Consider the following 14,311-nt stretch of genomic DNA (forward strand, 5'->3'; position numbering starts at 1 on the left):
CGGGAGGAAATAAGAAATGAGAAAGTCAAAACCAAAAAAGAGAATTATTCTTCCTGATCCAAAATTCAATGACGTTCAGGTAACTCGTTTTGTAAACAATATGATGTACGATGGAAAGAAATCTATCGCTTACGCAATTTTTTATGATGCTGTTGAAATCGCTGAGAAAAAAGCTGGTGAAAACGGACTAGAGATATTTAAACGCGCTTTAACTAACATTATGCCAGCTGTAGAGGTTAAATCTCGTCGTGTTGGTGGTGCTAACTTCCAGGTTCCAACTGAGGTTAGACCAGAGCGTAAAACAGCTTTAGGTATGAAATGGTTAATTTTATATGCTCGTCGTCGTGGTGAAAAAACGATGAAAGAGAAATTAGCTGGTGAAATCGTAGCTGCTGCTAAAGGTGAAGGTGCTGCTGTTAAGAAGAAAGAAGATACGCATAAAATGGCTGAGGCTAACAAAGCGTTCTCTCACTTCCGTTTCTAGTAGTTTATTTACAAATTAGTAAGATTACACAGATTTAATTAGAAGATTATACTGATTAGATAGATTGCACCGATTGTACTTTATAATCGGTGTAATCGTTTAAAATCAGAGAATCAAAAAACAACATGGCAAGAGATTTAAAATTTACAAGAAATATTGGAATCGCGGCTCACATCGATGCTGGTAAAACTACCACAACTGAGCGTATTCTTTATTATGCTGGTGTTAGTCATAAAATTGGTGAAGTACACGAAGGTGCTGCAACAATGGACTGGATGGCACAAGAGCAAGAGCGTGGAATTACCATTACTTCTGCTGCTACAACAGTAAACTGGAACTACCGCGGTAGCAAATACCACATCAACATTATCGATACACCAGGTCACGTGGATTTTACCGTAGAGGTAAACCGTTCGTTACGTGTATTGGATGGTTTGGTATTCTTGTTTTCTGCAGTTGATGGTGTTGAGCCTCAATCTGAAACCAACTGGCGTTTAGCTAACAACTATAATGTTGCCCGTATCGGTTTCGTTAACAAAATGGACCGTTCAGGAGCCGACTTCTTAAAAGTTGTTAAACAAGTTAAAGATATGTTAGGTAGTAATGCAGTTCCTTTGCAATTACCTATCGGTTCTGAAGATGCATTTAAAGGTGTGGTTGATTTAATCAACAACCGTGGTATCGTTTGGAATGAGCACGATAAAGGGATGACCTTTACAGAAGTGCCTATTCCTGAGGATATGTTGGATGAAGTTGCTGAGTGGAGAGAGAAATTGTTGGAATCAGTTGCTGATTACGATGAGACTTTGATGGAGAAATTCTTCGAAGATCCAAACTCAATTACTGAGCGTGAAATTCTGGATGCATTACGTGCAGCTGTGTTAGATGCTAAAATCGTTCCTATGGTTTGTGGTTCATCTTTCAAAAACAAAGGTGTACAAACCATGTTGGATTATGTGATGGAGTTATTGCCTTCGCCTTTAGATTCTGAAGGTGTAGTTGGTACTAACCCTAACACTGATGCTGAGGTTTTATTGAAGCCATCAGAACAAGAACCATTTGCAGCATTGGCATTTAAAATCGCTACCGATCCTTTCGTAGGTCGTTTATGTTTCATCCGTGTTTATTCAGGTAACTTAGAAGCTGGTTCTTACGTTTATAACACACGTTCAGAAAGTAAAGAGCGTATTTCCCGTATCTTCCAGATGCACGCCAACAAGCAAAACCCAATTCCTAACGTAGGTGCCGGTGATATTGCTGCGGTAGTAGGTTTCAAGGATATTAAAACAGGTGATACACTTTGTGATGAAAAACACCCGATCGTTCTTGAATCAATGGTATTCCCTGAGCCGGTTATCGGTTTAGCTATTGAGCCTAAAACTCAGGCTGACGTTGATAAATTAGGTATGGGTTTATCTAAATTAGCTGAAGAAGATCCTACTTTCAGGGTACAAACAGATCAGGAAACTGGTCAGACTGTAATTTCTGGTATGGGTGAGCTTCACTTAGATATCCTGATCGACCGTTTAAAACGTGAGTTTAAAGTAGAGGTTAACCAAGGTGCGCCACAAGTAGCTTACAAAGAAGCAATTTTTGGTACAGCTGAACACCGTGAAGTTTACAAAAAACAATCTGGTGGTCGTGGTAAATTCGCGGATATTAAAGTCGTGATTTCACCAATTGATGCCGATTATGAAAAAGGTGGTTTGCAATTCGTAAACGAAATTGTAGGTGGTTCAATTCCCCGTGAATTCATCCCTTCAGTTGAGAAAGGTTTTGCATCTGCAATGTCTAACGGTGTACTAGCGGGTTATCCACTTCCTGATATGAAAGTACGTTTGATTGATGGTTCATTCCACGCAGTCGATTCAGATGCTTTATCATTCGAGCTTGCGGGCCGTATGGCATATCGTGAAGCTTTACCTAAATGTAAACCTGCGTTGATGGAGCCAATCATGAAAATCGAAATCTTAACCCCTGAAGAAAACATGGGTGATGTTATCGGTGATATGAACCGTCGTCGTGGTCAGTTACAAGGTATGGATACCCGTAACGGATCTCAGGTAATCAAAGCTTTGGTTCCACTTTCGGAAATGTTCGGTTATGTAACTCAGTTACGTACCATCACTTCAGGCCGTGCAACTTCTACAATGGAATTCGATCACTACGAGCCGGCGCCTAAAAACGTTCAGGACGAAGTAATCGCTAAATCTAAAGGTAGAATTAAGTCAGAAGACTAATTAGTCGCAAGTATTTAGTATCAAGTATCAAGACGGATTTTCAATCTTGATACTCGATACTTTAATCTTGATACTAAAAATGATAAATCCGGTTCCTGTTGTTAATAGCTCTAACAGGGAATCATAATTAAAAATAAGATGAGCCAAAGAATCAGAATTAAATTAAAATCTTACGATTACAACCTGGTAGATAAATCTGCTGAGAAAATCGTAAAAACTGTTAAACCTACGGGTGCAGTTGTAAGTGGACCAATTCCACTTCCTACAGAGAAAAAAATCTTTACTGTATTACGTTCTCCACACGTAAACAAAAAAGCCAGAGAGCAGTTCCAATTATGCGCTTACAAACGTTTGTTGGATATTTATAGCTCTAACTCTAAAACAGTTGATGCTTTAATGAAACTTGAATTACCTAGCGGTGTTGAAGTTGAAATCAAAGTATAACTTGATTTAAATGAATTGAAAAGTCCCGGTGAAAGCCGGGACTTTTTTTGTGCTTAAATTTTAGAAACAAAAACGTATCTACTGGGTTTGTCTAGTATGACAACGAACGAAAATCTACCAGTGGAAGGGCAAGACTTTGCCGATCACAGTCACGACGACAAGAAAAAACCTTCATCACATGGAGAGGTAGCAAACCAGAAAGGAAGCGATTTCTCAGAACTTGAAGAGAGCAGAATGGAGAATCCACCTCGTAAAAGGGATGATAATGGCTCGAGCAAAAAAGATGTCGATAGTACCAATGGCGTGGATCAGGAGAAGGGAATCTAGTTAGAAAGGTATTATTTCAGCCTCATTTTTGTTTATTCCCTTGACATCCTTCCGAATAATATTAGAAACATTTTTAATCAATTTACTGTTTAGTAAATAGATAGCACTGAAAAAATACCGATATGAATAAGGATAATGTTAATAAGCAACATATGGATGATGGAATAGAATGGGATAATGGAGAAGCTACTTATGGACATAAACTGCCTGAAGTAAAGCGCAAAGATGAGCCTGAAACCGATCCATCAGAAAAAGCTGAGGAGAATGTTAATCAACACCTAAAAAATAAAAACCTCAGTCAGGATGAAGATATTGCCAACCGAAGCAGAGATGAAAATCGTGGTGTTGGGGGTAACCATCTTTAATATATTAAACAGGTAATGTCTGTAATCAACATTACCTGTTTAACGAGTAATGAATTTCCGGTAGATGGAAATAGATCAGAATTCCACAACTAGTTTTTTAAGTGAGCAGCTGATGCCCTCAAATCGTTTAGTTATGATGAACCGGAGTTTAATTTTTGTCGCGTATCCTGAGTTGATCACAAAAGTCGAAAAATATATCGCAAATCTTTCAATTCAGCCGGATATATTTATTGATTTATGTCAATTCGCTCCGTATGCTTAATCCTGGTCCAGTGTTACACTAAATCATGCATGATGGTATTGATCCACTGTATTTGCTGAAATGGCAGAAGCTACTGTCACATTATATCCCTGTATTCAGCGCATGATTCTCATCTTCCTCACTAATATCAGCAGGACGCCCCTTGAAATCATCACCCGAACTTCCGGTATGACTTTCCGCACTTTCAACTGTTGGATGATGATCTTCGCTATGGTATGCATCATCACTTAACGAGTCCCTTCCCTGGGTACCCGAATTATCGTAACCATCTCTTGCAGCAGCATTTCCGGCAATCATTTGATCCGGATCTTTTCCAAAACTATTTACTTTATTAGTATCATTTCCGGCTTCATAAGCCTTTTGAACATCCGAAGGCTCGCTTTTCTCGGCTCCATTACCCACATAGCCCTCTAAATGTTCCTCTTTATTATATGCACTCGTTTTCATAACCGTTCTTTATATTAATAACAGCATAGTGAGGAAATGGTTTCTGTTTAATAATGAGTGTAGTATCACAAAGTAGTAATATACACTCAAATAATTGTCTTGCTTTTTTTCCCTTTTGCTTAACTTGGCGGCAGATTTAATACAGGAATATATAAATGGAGTGGAAATATTTGCTTTCTAATAAAAGGTTTGGGCAGGAAAGTTGGACAGGTGACCGCGATAAAGCAAGATCTGATTTTCAAAGAGATTATGATCGCCTCATTTTTTCTTCACCTTTCAGGCGATTGCAAAATAAAACTCAGGTGTTTCCATTACCGGGAAGCGTATTTGTGCATAACCGGCTAACCCATAGCCTGGAGGTGGCGAGCGTGGCACGGTCAATGGCGAATATTTTTTTAAATACCGTTGAAGAGAAAGACCCCTCGCTCGTTAAATCAGTTCCTTTAATAACTGAAGTCGGCAACATTGTTGCAGCGGCGGCATTGGCCCACGATTTGGGTAATCCCGCATTCGGGCATTCTGGTGAAGCAGCGATCTCACGCTATTTTACCGACGGTGATGGAAAAGCATACCAGAAGGAGATGACCGAAGCACAGTGGCACGACCTGATAAACTTTGAAGGTAATGCAAATGCAATCCGGATATTAACCCATCCCCTCAAAGGTAAAGGAAATGATGCCTATGCCCTCACATATTCTACATTAGCTTTAATAGCAAAATATCCTTGCGCATCAATTGCTGGTAACCAAAAGGGTATTTTACATCGTAAAAAATATGGTTTCTTTCAGTCAGAAGAAGAGACTTTTAAGAAAATAGCAGCAGAACTTCATCTTGAAAGGGAAGAAAATGAATATTTGATATACAAACGGCATCCCTTAGTTTATTTAGTAGAGGCAGCTGATGATATTTGTTACAGTATCATTGACCTTGAAGATGCCCATCGTTTAAAGATTTTATCTTTTGAAGAGGTGAAAAATTACCTGCTGCCTTTTGCCAATTCCAATACGATAGAGGATAGGTTGAAAAATGATTATGAAGACGATGATGCGAAAGTTGGTTTGTTAAGGGCTAAAGCAATTAATACTTTAACAAATATTTGTGCCGGTATCTTCTACCGGGAACAGGAAAGTTTACTTAGAGGTTCTTTGAACAAAAGCCTTACTGATCTGATCCCTGAACCCTATCTGACGGCTTGGAAAGCCATAGAAAAAGTGTCGATCGAACGCATCTATAATTTCTCTTCAGTGATTCAGAAAGAGGTAGCCGGATATAAGATTATGGCAGGTCTGCTGGAAGAATTTGTCCCGGCCCTTATTCATAATAATACTCATTATTACAAAAAATTAGTCAAACTTATCCCTAAACAATACCATACTGATTTGCCTGATAGCTATGCAAGGACGCAAAGTGTATTGGATTTCGTATCGGGTATGACAGACCTGTATGCAGTCGATTTATATAGAAATATTAAAGGAATATCATTTCCTTCAGAAACCTAGATCTTTTAGTTAAGATTAGATTGTTTATAATTTTTTGTTTTGATAATTGTCACTTTGTGTAAAATTTATCAAATGTATTATTTTTTATTACATTGATTATAAGTAATTTAATGTTGAACAGTATAATAAATTAGTGCTTTCGTGTAAAACGGAGATACAGGGGTATACTAATTATTAGATTTGAGAGTTGTGGCTTGCCAGGATGCATCAGGCCGCAACACTTTAGATCTTATCCCTATTCATGAAAAAACTTTTACTTACTGCTTTGCTAAGTCTTGGCTTGGCGATGTTCGTACGGGCCCAGGCTCCTCAACAATTTAATTATCAGGGTGCGGCCCGGAATGCAAACGGTACTCCTTTAATCAATAAAAATATTGCTATTCGGTTGAGCATCCTCGATGCATCCGCCACCGGGAATGTTCAATATGTTGAAGTGAGGTCTGTTACAACAAATACTCTCGGACTTTATTCGATTGCTATAGGTGGAAGTGGGGCTTCTTCTGCAACTGGTACCATCGCAGGGGTGACCTGGGGAACAGGGCTAAAATACATCAAAGTTGAAATAGATCCGGAAAATGGAACTAATTTCACATTAGCCGGAACAGCACAATTATTGAGTGTACCTTATGCACTTTATGCTGCAAATGGTCCCACAGGGCAAAAAGGCGATACTGGAGCGACCGGCCCGGTTGGTCCGCAAGGTGCTCCTGGAGTTGCCGGTGCTGCCGGAGCGGCAGGTCCACAGGGAGTAAAGGGTGATACAGGTGCAACGGGCGCAACTGGCCCTGCTGGTCCGCAAGGTGTTCCCGGTATTGCCGGTGCTACAGGAGCAACAGGTGCCCAGGGAGTAAAGGGTGATACAGGTACGACAGGGGCGACTGGGCCACAAGGTATTCCTGGTGTTGCCGGTGCCACAGGCGCACAGGGCCCTAAGGGTGATACAGGTGCAACTGGACCACAGGGTATACAAGGAATAGCGGGCGTACAAGGTGACAAAGGTGACAAAGGGGATAAGGGCGACACAGGTCCGGTGGGGCCATCAACCGGGGTAGCAGGTGGAGATTTAACAGGTAATTATCCCAATCCAACGATTGCCAGCTTGCAGGGCATTAGTTTATCTGCCGCTACGCCCTCCAATAACCAGGTACTTTTGTATAATGGAACCACATGGATCCCGGTAACTTTAGACGTTGCTCAGCTGGCAGGTGCGAAATCTTTGTCATCTACCGATTTAAGCATTAGTGCAAATGGTTCTACGGCTTTGCTGAAAGACGTTGTGATCGATATAAATGCTGGTGCAGTAACCACGGTTAAATTAGCAGATAATGCAGTAGTAACATCTAAACTGGCTGATGCAACCGTTACGCTTGCTAAGCTAACAACAGATGGTGTAAGTGATGCAAATAAGGTTTATATCACTAATGCCACTACTGGAAAACCAGAACTCATTAGCAGGACATTATTTGCAAATGCAAATGCATGGGCGCTCAGGGGAAATACGGGTAATGTTGACCAAACAAATAACTTTTTAGGCAATACAGATGATGTTGCAATCAACTTTCTGGTGAACGGCCAAAAATCTGGCCGGTTAGGTAATTCTTCTGAAAATAACATATCCTACGGCTACAAAACATTTACCTCAAACATATCGGGATTCTATAATAGCGCATTCGGAAGAGAGGCGCTCTCATTGAACATATCGGGGTATGAAAATAGTGCTTTTGGATACATGGTACTGCAAAGAAGTTTCAGTGGAATTAACAATAGCGGTTTTGGTTCACAGTCGCTTTTAATCAATACGGTTGGTTCTAACAATTCAGCTTTCGGTACACATGCCCTAATGGCTAACGGTACGGGAGTGGCCAACACAGCTATAGGAAGCATAGCGCTCGAGGCCAGTAATGGTGACAACAATACCGCACTAGGTTATGCAGCCGGATCAAAAAATAGTGGTAGTGGAAATGTATTTATCGGCAGCAATGCGGGAAACACACTTACATCATCAAACAATACACTGGTCATTGCCAATTCAAATACATCTTATCCGCTAATTCAGGGAACATTCTCAACAGATGGTGGTTCCCTTATCATCAATGGATCTTCTGCCGCAAGCGCTGCAACCTCTTCGCCGGCCAATACAAGTTCATTAAATATTAATGGTTCGGTTTCAGCCAGTATTCTTACCTATACTACTGCAGGTACATTATCTCTGGATGCGAGTCATTATACCGTTCGGGTAAAAAATACTGCCGCTGCTGTTAATATCAATCTTCCTGCTGCATCAACCTGCAAAGGACGTATTTACGTTATTGTGAAGGCATTGTCGTCAGGCAACATCACCTTTAATAATCCGGTGACCTTAAATGATGACACCAATATCACAACCATAACGGGCAATAGAACGCTAACCATTCAAAGCGATGGTACATCCTGGATCTCTTTAAACTAACGATATGAAGAACATCTGTTATTTGTTTATTATTCCATTTATATGGGGATATTTAGCCACTGAGGTACAGGGGCAGAGCTTGCCTTATTCTGTAAATGCGGCAAATGGTTCTGCTAAAATAAATAATCAGCTTTATGATTTTAGCATTGGCGAAATGGTATTGGTACAAACCTTTCAAGCCAGTACAGTGAGCTTAACACAGGGATTTCTTCAGCCCTTCCTGGTCATCGAAACTACTGCCAATGTAGCTATAGTCAACAATATTCTCACGCCAAATGGTGATGGGAAAAATGATTATTTCGTAGTAAAGGGAATTGAGAAATACCCTGCGGCCAAACTTACAATTTTCGATAGGGGAGGACGCATGCTTTATGCAACTACTAATTACCAGAATAACTGGGATGGATATGTAAATGGAAACCCGCTGGCTGAAGATACATATTATTATCTGCTTGATTTAGGCGAAAGTGGCACCATCAAAGGTTTTATTTCAATTTTATATAAAAAATAACAACGTGAGAAAGATTAGCATATTTTTAAGTGGGATGTTGTTATTGGTTTGCTCGTCAGCAATCGCCCAGCTTAACCCCATGGGCAGTATCTATTTCCAGAATCAGTTTTTAGCAAATCCCGCAATGGCAGGTTTAGATAATAACCTCAACCTCAATGCTGCCCTGAAAGCACAATGGGTTGGAATGGAAGGCGCACCCAGAATGCAATACCTGACTGCAGATTATGGCTTGTCCAACAACAAAGTTGGATTAGGTGCATTGATATATAACGAAACCGCAGGGATAATAAACAGATTTCGGGCCACTGTAAGTTACGCTTACCACTTGCCGCTGGGAGGTCAGTCCAGCTACCTCGATTTTGGGTTATCTGCCGGAGTGATGAATGAAAATGTAAATGTCAGCAAAGCTCAGGGCGACCTGAGCGATGATGTACTAACCAGTTTTAACGACCGCAGACTATATCTGGATGGAGATTTCGGGATGGCTTACAGAAATTCAAACCTAACCCTCCAGGGCTCTTTGCCAAATCTCAAGCGATTATTCAAAAGAGATGCCATCAGAAACGTAGTTGACCGGTCTATATATTTCTTCGCGGCCGGATATAGATTTACTACAGATAAAGTGTTAAGCTCAATAGAGCCCAAGTTGGTTTATCGGGGTGTACAAAACTACGATGGAATTTTTGATGCAGGTATCAATTTTCAGTTTCTGCAAGATAAACTCATGTTCAATGGAATCTACCACAGTACAAACAGCTTCACTGGTGGGTTTGGAATAAATTACCAAAAACAGTTTTCGTTATTATTACAGTATACTACCAATACCTCAAAAATGCAGAGTTATAGTAACGGTGAGTTCGAGGTAGGGTTGAAATATAGTTTCAAAACACAATAGCGTTATTTTTAAAAAAAAAGCTTCTCGGATGCCCGTTGATATAGAGGGTTTCCGACAAGCTTGTTAAAAATCAATAGGCCTAAAGGTTTTTATCTTCCACGGGCGTCATCCCATTTATTGCGCTCATCCTGAAGCTCGCGCGCAAGTTTCATCTCTTTGTCTTTTGCCTTAACTTTGTGTGCCTGAAACTCGTCAGCTACTTCCTGGTAAAGCTGAGTCCGGTAGGTAGCCTCTTTTCTAAATTTTCCCGATTGGATAATTACGATGGCAAGCCCAACAGCTAGTAAAATGATCAACGCCCACACTATGGTGTTGTAGGTTCCTTTATTAAACGAAATACCCAAAAATTTGATTTCATTTACTGAAGCATTTGCGCTGGCCAATGAATTCTCTTTCCCTGAAACTTCACCTTTTAAAACGGCTATGTTATCTGTTTGTGTTTTAATTTCCTGTCTGGCTACCTGAAGTTCCCTGCGTTCTTTCCTCAGCGTATCATTAACACTTTTCCATAAAGATGATAGTCGGGTAGGATTGATCAGCCTTGCGCCATACAAACTTTTCGATTTTCTCAACATGAACTCATACTGTCCATTTAAAGATGGATCAGTGTTTTTCGATGTGTCTTGCTTAGCTTGCCCAAACGCAACGTTTAAAAACAGCATAGCCCCTAAAAACAAAAGGGTAGGTTTAAGTGTCTGCATAGTTTAAATAATAGGTGTTAAATTGTAAAACTACATTTTTATCCAATCCTCAACTAATCTAATTTGGTAAATTCATTATCAAATCGATAAAAATGATTTCATATAATCTATAGATTAACACTTTTATGTAACTTTTATTATAATTTAATTCGCGATAGATTACATTTGCCTCATGCAAATAGGAATTATCGGTTTAGGCGACATGGGTAAGTTGTATGCCGTTTCGTTTGTAAACGCTGGTTATAAAGTATGCGGGGCAGACATGCCATTGCGGTTTACTGATCTGAAAAATGAACTGGAACCTAAGGGTATCGAAGTATTAATCGATGGACATGAAGTTGCAAGAAAATCCGACTTTATCATCTACTGCGTAGAAGCTGAAAATATTGATGAGGTAGTATCCAGTTTTGCGCGTTCAACAAAGTTTGGCGCCATTGTTTCTGGTCAAACATCCGTTAAACATCCTGAAATTGCCGCATTTGAAAAACATCTTCCACAGGATACTCAAATCGTTACCTGTCATTCTTTACATGGACCTGCATTTAGTCCGGAAGGGCAGACTTTAGTGGTGGTTCGCCATAGGGCAACAGACGAAGTGTATATCAAAGCGCTGGAAGTTTATAAATCCTTGAAGTCAAACATTATCGAAATGGATGATTACAGGGAGCATGACAGGATTGTAGCGGATACACAGGCGGTTACCCACATGGGTTTCGAAAGTATGGGGTCGGCCTGGAAGAACGCTGGATTTTTCCCCTGGGATAACCCTGCTTATGCCGGTGGAATAGACAATGTGAAAATTTTAACTACCCTTAGGATTTTTAGCTATAAGTCGCACATCTATGCCGGTCTGGCCATTTTAAATCCTTATGCCCAGAAACAGGTAAAGTATTATGCGCAGGCAGAATCTGAGTTATTTAAGCTGATGATTTGTGAAAACGAAACCGAATTCCGGGAAAAGATTTATGCGGCAAGGGATTTCGTTTTTCACGAAAGCCGGCAGCTTCTTCTGCTTGACGACAATATCATGAAAGAATTTAGCCTATCTGATGCCGACCATAAACTCAAGCCAAACTCTCATCTGAGTTTATTGAGCATGGTTTATGCCTGGTACAAAATGGGGGTTAACCCATATGATAACCTGATCTGTCAAACTCCGCCGTTTAAATTGCGCCTGGGCATTGCTGAATATCTGTTTAAAAACGCATCCATGCTGGAGGAATCAATTATTACCGCGCTTTACGATAAGTCTATCAGAGGTGATGACCTGGAATTCCATACAGCCGTACATGAGTGGGCCTCAATTATCGGTTATGGAGATTTGAATGGTTATAAAGCCCATTTCGAAGCGGCAAAATCTTTCTTTGCCAACCGCTTAAATGATGGAAGGGATTTAAGTGCTGAAATGATCAAAAGGTTAGGTAAATAGACGGGGTTTTTTGCTTAAAACCGTACAACTTATGCTGGTTTGCAGGGGACATCTACTGCTTACGGAATTAGGTTTCCCATATGATATATAGACTTTATTTTATTCGCCTAATTGTTCGTTAACCCCAAACGCGTAAGTTATATTTGCCAGCATGTCGGTATTGCTGTTTACCCTAATCGTTTTATTAGGTTCGCTATTAGCGGGTTTATTAGGTTCTCTTACTGGTTTGGGAGGTGGGGTTATCATCATCCCCCTGCTTACACTTGTTTTAGGTGTTGATATCCATTATGCTATAGGCGCTTCAATTGTTTCCGTCATCGCTACCTCATCCGGATCGGCAGCAGCATATGTTAAAGAAGGAATTACGAATATCAGGATAGGAATGTTTCTTGAAATTGCGACTACCGTTGGAGCCGTGTGCGGTGCCATTGTTGCCGTGTATCTCAATGCAAGTTATATTGCCATCATTTTCGGGTGTATCCTTATTTTCTCTGCAGTAATGACGCTTAAGAAAAAAGTAGATCACAGTACATTGGATAGAAGCGATAAGTGGGCAAAATTCTTCAATCTAAACGGAACCTATCCGGATAAGGGCATTACACATGAATACGCTGTGAAACATATACCTGCAGGTTTTTCGATGATGTTATTCGCGGGTACACTTTCCGGTTTACTGGGAATAGGAAGTGGTGCATTGAAGGTTATTGCAATGGACAACATTATGCGCCTCCCGTTTAAGGTGTCTACTACAACGAGTAATTTTATGATGGGGGTAACTGCGGCTGCAAGTGCAGTGGTATACCTGCATCGCGGGCAGATCGATCCCGGTATCGCAATGCCGGTTTGCATCGGTGTATTAACCGGCGCAACTTTGGGCTCCAAGCTGTTGTTAAAAGTTAAAACCGATAAACTAAAAATTGTTTTTGCGGTAGTAGTTACCTTTCTTGCTTTGCAGATGATTTACAAAGGGATTAGCGGCTTATAAGTGATGAGACAAGATAAAAACTTAGAAGATAAAGATATTCAGGTCATTTTAGGAACCATGCTTCGTGCCGGAGTGGTGATATCGATGGCTATTGTACTGGTTGGAGGTTTCATTTTTCTTTTTCACAATCAAGGTTCACTTACCGATTACAGGGTGTTTAAACCTGAGCTTGCAAAGTTTTCTTCTATTATTAAAATATTTAAAGGAATTCCTTCCCTGGAGGGTGATGCCATCATTCAGTTTGGTATATTGATGCTGATTTTCACACCTATAGCCCGGATTATCTTCGCCATTATTAGCTTTTTTATAGAGAAGGACTACCTGTATGTGCTCATCGGTTTTATCATCTTAACTATCATAACCATAAGTTTGAGTGGTGGATTGGCACATTAACCTGTAATTAATCTTAAACTCCATTATATCAGCAATTTATTTTAAAACCCTCATAATTTTGCCCTAAATGCACATTTTCAGGGATGAAATTATGATCGCTTCAACATCGATAAAAAAAAATCAAAAATAGTTGGAAAATATTTCGCTAACTATTTGAAAATTAATAATTCTTGTCTATCTTTGCCGTCCCTTTCGGGGGATTGAACAACCACCTTGAACGAAGCCCTACTGCTTCGATGGGTGTTAAAAAGAAAAGATAAAATGTCAGGAATTATTGGAAAAAAAGTAGGAATGACCAGTATTTTCGATGCAGAAGGAAGAAACATTCCTTGTACTGTAATCGAAGCTGGGCCTTGTGTAGTTACACAGGTAAAAACCGAAGAAAAAGACGGTTATTCATCTATCCAGTTAGGATACGATGAGGCTAAAGAGAAAAACACAACTCAACCGTTAAAAGGCCATTTCGCTAAAGCGAACACAACTCCAAAACGCAAACTGGTAGAATTTGATTCATTTACAGCTTCACTTAATTTAGGTGATGTAGTAACTGTTGATGCATTCGCAGAAGGTGATTTTGTTGATGTTGTAGGTACCTCTAAAGGTAAAGGTTTTCAGGGTGTTGTGAAACGCCACGGATTTAGTGGTGTTGGTATGCAGACTCACGGTCAGCACAACCGTTTACGTGCGCCAGGTTCACTGGGTGCGTCATCATTCCCTTCACGTGTATTCAAAGGAATGCGCATGGCTGGAAGAACAGGTGGAGACAGAGTAAAAGTTCAGAATTTACAAATTTTGAAAGTTTATGCTGATCAAAACTTATTAGTAGTTAGTGGTTCCGTTCCAGGAGCTAAAGGTTCATACGTAATCTTAGACAAGTAAT

The 14,311-nt window shown here is 40.1% G+C and carries 15 protein-coding genes; 13 read left to right on the top strand and 2 right to left on the bottom strand.

Features of this window, described 5'->3' with window-relative positions; all coding sequences use genetic code 11:
• The first annotated feature begins 16 nt into the window (after nt 1-16).
• The 5 genes from rpsG to R2Q80_RS12130 all read left to right on the top strand — a co-directional run bounded on the left by rpsG (nt 17) and on the right by R2Q80_RS12130 (nt 3,860).
• Complete coding sequence (rpsG, locus tag R2Q80_RS12110) at nt 17-484, top strand: 30S ribosomal protein S7 (RefSeq protein ID WP_047798788.1); 468 nt, start codon at nt 17-19, stop codon at nt 482-484.
• 125 nt (nt 485-609) lie between these two features.
• Complete coding sequence (gene fusA / locus R2Q80_RS12115; RefSeq protein ID WP_316799870.1) at nt 610-2,724, top strand: elongation factor G; 2,115 nt, start codon at nt 610-612, stop codon at nt 2,722-2,724.
• A gap of 138 nt (nt 2,725-2,862) precedes the next feature.
• Nucleotides 2,863-3,168: a 30S ribosomal protein S10 gene (gene rpsJ / locus R2Q80_RS12120; RefSeq protein WP_008244591.1), complete on the top strand. Its 306-nt coding sequence runs from the start codon at nt 2,863-2,865 to the stop codon at nt 3,166-3,168.
• Between the two features lie 96 nt (nt 3,169-3,264).
• Complete coding sequence (locus R2Q80_RS12125) at nt 3,265-3,495, top strand: hypothetical protein (RefSeq protein ID WP_316799871.1); 231 nt, start codon at nt 3,265-3,267, stop codon at nt 3,493-3,495.
• Nucleotides 3,496-3,617: 122 nt separating this feature from the next.
• A complete protein-coding gene (locus R2Q80_RS12130; RefSeq protein ID WP_316799872.1) occupies nt 3,618-3,860 on the top strand; it encodes a hypothetical protein in 243 nt (80 codons plus the stop codon).
• Nucleotides 3,861-4,203: 343 nt separating this feature from the next.
• Here R2Q80_RS12130 and R2Q80_RS12135 read toward each other — a convergent pair whose 3' ends face one another.
• Nucleotides 4,204-4,569, bottom strand: a complete 366-nt coding sequence (locus tag R2Q80_RS12135; protein ID WP_316799873.1) for a hypothetical protein — start codon at nt 4,567-4,569, stop codon at nt 4,204-4,206.
• 155 nt (nt 4,570-4,724) lie between these two features.
• Here R2Q80_RS12135 and dgt point away from each other — a divergent pair, with 155 nt between their 5' ends.
• From dgt to R2Q80_RS12155, 4 genes are all read left to right on the top strand, one after another.
• Nucleotides 4,725-6,068 (top strand): dGTP triphosphohydrolase, encoded by a 1,344-nt coding sequence (gene dgt, locus R2Q80_RS12140; protein WP_316799874.1) that lies wholly within the window; start codon nt 4,725-4,727, stop codon nt 6,066-6,068.
• Between the two features lie 241 nt (nt 6,069-6,309).
• Nucleotides 6,310-8,517 carry a hypothetical protein gene (locus R2Q80_RS12145; protein ID WP_316799875.1) on the top strand — a complete coding sequence of 736 codons (2,208 nt, stop codon included), beginning with the start codon at nt 6,310-6,312 and terminating at the stop codon, nt 8,515-8,517.
• Nucleotides 8,518-8,521: 4 nt separating this feature from the next.
• The gene (locus R2Q80_RS12150; protein WP_316799876.1) at nt 8,522-9,028 is read left to right on the top strand and encodes a gliding motility-associated C-terminal domain-containing protein; all 507 of its coding nucleotides are present in this window, start codon (nt 8,522-8,524) and stop codon (nt 9,026-9,028) included.
• A gap of 4 nt (nt 9,029-9,032) precedes the next feature.
• A complete protein-coding gene (locus R2Q80_RS12155; RefSeq protein WP_316799877.1) occupies nt 9,033-9,923 on the top strand; it encodes a PorP/SprF family type IX secretion system membrane protein in 891 nt (296 codons plus the stop codon).
• Nucleotides 9,924-10,012: 89 nt separating this feature from the next.
• Here the strand turns inward: R2Q80_RS12155 and R2Q80_RS12160 are convergent, their stop codons facing one another.
• Complete coding sequence (locus tag R2Q80_RS12160; protein ID WP_316799878.1) at nt 10,013-10,624, bottom strand: hypothetical protein; 612 nt, start codon at nt 10,622-10,624, stop codon at nt 10,013-10,015.
• A 172-nt stretch (nt 10,625-10,796) separates the two neighbouring features.
• Here R2Q80_RS12160 and R2Q80_RS12165 point away from each other — a divergent pair, with 172 nt between their 5' ends.
• The 4 genes from R2Q80_RS12165 (at nt 10,797) to rplC (ending at nt 14,310) form a co-directional block, all read left to right on the top strand.
• Nucleotides 10,797-12,053: a prephenate dehydrogenase gene (locus tag R2Q80_RS12165; protein ID WP_316799879.1), complete on the top strand. Its 1,257-nt coding sequence runs from the start codon at nt 10,797-10,799 to the stop codon at nt 12,051-12,053.
• Between the two features lie 151 nt (nt 12,054-12,204).
• Entirely contained in the window at nt 12,205-13,038 is an 834-nt protein-coding gene (locus R2Q80_RS12170) for a sulfite exporter TauE/SafE family protein (RefSeq protein WP_316799880.1), read from the top strand.
• A 3-nt stretch (nt 13,039-13,041) separates the two neighbouring features.
• Entirely contained in the window at nt 13,042-13,431 is a 390-nt protein-coding gene (locus R2Q80_RS12175; protein WP_316799881.1) for a DUF1634 domain-containing protein, read from the top strand.
• A 261-nt stretch (nt 13,432-13,692) separates the two neighbouring features.
• Nucleotides 13,693-14,310: a 50S ribosomal protein L3 gene (gene rplC / locus R2Q80_RS12180; protein ID WP_316799882.1), complete on the top strand. Its 618-nt coding sequence runs from the start codon at nt 13,693-13,695 to the stop codon at nt 14,308-14,310.
• The last annotated feature ends 1 nt before the right edge of the window (nt 14,311 follow it).

Origin of the sequence: Pedobacter frigidisoli (assembly GCF_032678525.1) — a bacterium.
GTDB classification, from domain to species: Bacteria; Bacteroidota; Bacteroidia; order Sphingobacteriales; family Sphingobacteriaceae; genus Pedobacter; species Pedobacter frigidisoli_A.